Origin of the sequence: Nocardia sp. NPDC058666 (assembly GCF_042714895.1) — a bacterium.
In the GTDB taxonomy this organism is placed as follows: Bacteria; Actinomycetota; Actinomycetes; order Mycobacteriales; family Mycobacteriaceae; genus Nocardia.
In genome coordinates this window covers 1-2,174 of record NZ_JBHXRY010000055.1, presented here as the reverse complement: position 1 = coordinate 2,174, position 2,174 = coordinate 1, and the positions used below count along the sequence as shown (strand labels likewise).

Annotated in this window: 2 protein-coding genes; both read right to left on the bottom strand. The window is 67.5% G+C overall.

The window, feature by feature from the left end:
* Window positions 1-864: immunity 49 family protein (locus ACFWVD_RS28355; RefSeq protein ID WP_379247933.1), on the bottom strand; the 864-nt coding region annotated here is incomplete at its 3' end.
* A 358-nt stretch (window positions 865-1,222) separates the two neighbouring features.
* Window positions 1,223-2,035: a hypothetical protein gene (locus tag ACFWVD_RS28350; RefSeq protein ID WP_081525430.1), complete on the bottom strand. Its 813-nt coding sequence runs from the start codon at window positions 2,033-2,035 to the stop codon at window positions 1,223-1,225.
* Window positions 2,036-2,174: the final 139 nt, after the last annotated feature.

The window sequence follows — 2,174 nt, the reverse complement described above, 5'->3', positions numbered from 1 at the left end:
GACGAGCGCGTGCGGGAGGTAATCGGTACGGGCGGCGGGCGCCCAGCCCAGGGTCCGGTACGCGAGCGCGGCGAGGGCGATGGGGACGAGCGGGAGGAGGCTGCTCGGAGAGGCCGCGGGGCCGTGCAGGGTGGTGTGCCTGGTCAGGAGATCGGCCAGCGCGGCGTCAAAGGCCTCCCGGTCCTCGGCGGCCAGGGCGCGCAGCGTGTGCAGCGCCACGCTGTCCGGCCGGTCCAGAAGGGGCTCCCCGGTCTCCGCGGCGCGGGTACGGATCCGGTCCAAGGCGGCATCCACGGCAGCCAGCTTGGCCTGCGCACTCGGCGGGTATTCGCCGTGGTTGCCCGCGGCGTCAAGGACCACGGCCATGAGTCCTGTGGCGAGCTCACCACCGGGTGTGCCCTGCGCCCGCGCGGCGAACTTGTCGCGGGCGAAGTGGAAGGCCTCCCCGTGCCACTTGGCCTTGTCCCTCAGGACCGACAGGCAGAGCGCATCGATCCATTCGCCGGGGGTGACGCTCTCCTCGGGGGCGTCGTCACCCGGGTCGTAGCTCATGCCGTAGTTCACGTACTCGAGGAAGACCTGGAAGCTGCAGTGGGGATGGTACGCCGCGTAGGCGACGGCGCCGGCAGCGGCTTCGGCGGCGTCCTTGAGGGCGGCCCTGGCTTCCGGGGTGTCGAGGTCGGGCGTCTCGAAGGAGAGGGCGCCCAGGTAGTCGAGGAACTCGTCGGCGATCGACTGCCACTCGTACGTGGCCATCCGGCCGGCGCGCGACATGGACCGCACCTGACCCCCGATCCGGTTCACGAAGTCCTCACGCGCTGCCGACACGACGGCCCCGCCCACCTGGTGACGCTCTATCCGCACTGTCCTGCTCCTTGATCGACTCTCTGCCACCAGCCTAGGCGCGGGCTCTGACAGACCGGAGGCTGACCCGGCACCCGACGTGACCGAGCAGGGGCAACGGCCGGTGGCGGAAGCAGCGCCAACACGACGGCAGAGGCCGTGGTTCGGTCGGCCCCGTTGACGTGGAGGCGTCGGCCGGCGCTGTTCGGGCAGAGGGACGACGGATCCGAGCCGCGGCGCTTGCCCGCACTCGTTGCTCACCGGGCATGCGGTTGCCGGAGCGTTCCCGAAGAACGGCGCGAGCTACGGCGACGTGAGGGGTACGCGCGGCAGTACTCCGCCACCAGCAGCACCACACCACCGCCCCGTCCGGCGTGTGTTACTCAGCGTGCTCCGGGACGAAGGGCTCCTGAATCACCACGCCTTCCGGGTCGACGATCAGGTGCGTCGGCTTCGTGAGCTCCAAGCTGGAGAGGTGTTTCTTCAGCCGCTTGGCCATGGGAAGGTAGGTCGCAAGAGTGAGGCCGCCGGAAACGACGGCCCCGACGACAGGGATGGCCTTTGAGACGGTGTTCGCGAAGGTCTTCTTCGTCATCTGAACGCCGAGGTAGCCTGCGACCTTTTTCACTATCGGGTAGATGAGGCCCTGGGTAAGTGCCTTCTGCGGCAGCTTCTTGGCGGCCTGCTTCGACATCATCCCCGCGACCTTGCCCACGGCGGCGTTCGCCGATTGGGTACCGAACATCACCCCGATGAAGAGCGTGAGCACTCCCTTTGTCGCGTCATCGAGGTCATCAGGGTCTTCGGAGAACAGATCGGGCCAGCTGTAGAGGTAGGCGAGCTTCTGCGCGATGCGCAGCATATGGCCGAAGTACTGAGCCACATCGGCCGGCACGGTGGCGGGAAGGAACAGCAGGCCGGGTATCCCGGCAGCCGCCGAAAGGGCACTGGCCTTGGCGGTTTCGTAGTTGATGGAATCGTTGGCCGCTTTGTCCAGGACCTCGAGGGGGATACCCGCCGCTGCAGGGGTCTCTTCTATTGCTTTGCGTATGGCGTCCTCGGAGCAATGGCGAGTCAGCGCCTGCCGGAGGTACGCCTCCCTGTTGATGCGCACGCCCGGAAGCCTTGCCGCGACCGCCAGCACTGTGGAGAAGCGCAGCTCCGGATCTTCCGTCCCTTTACTCATGGCCATGGCAAGAACGTACAGCACCAGCGAGACCGGGATCCCCCTTCCAACCCATTTTCGATATGCGGCAGTTGTGCTGACACCGCGATGGGGCCTCTGGTAAGAGGAGGCCGCGGAACGGAACGTCGGTCCGGTGCCTCTCGCA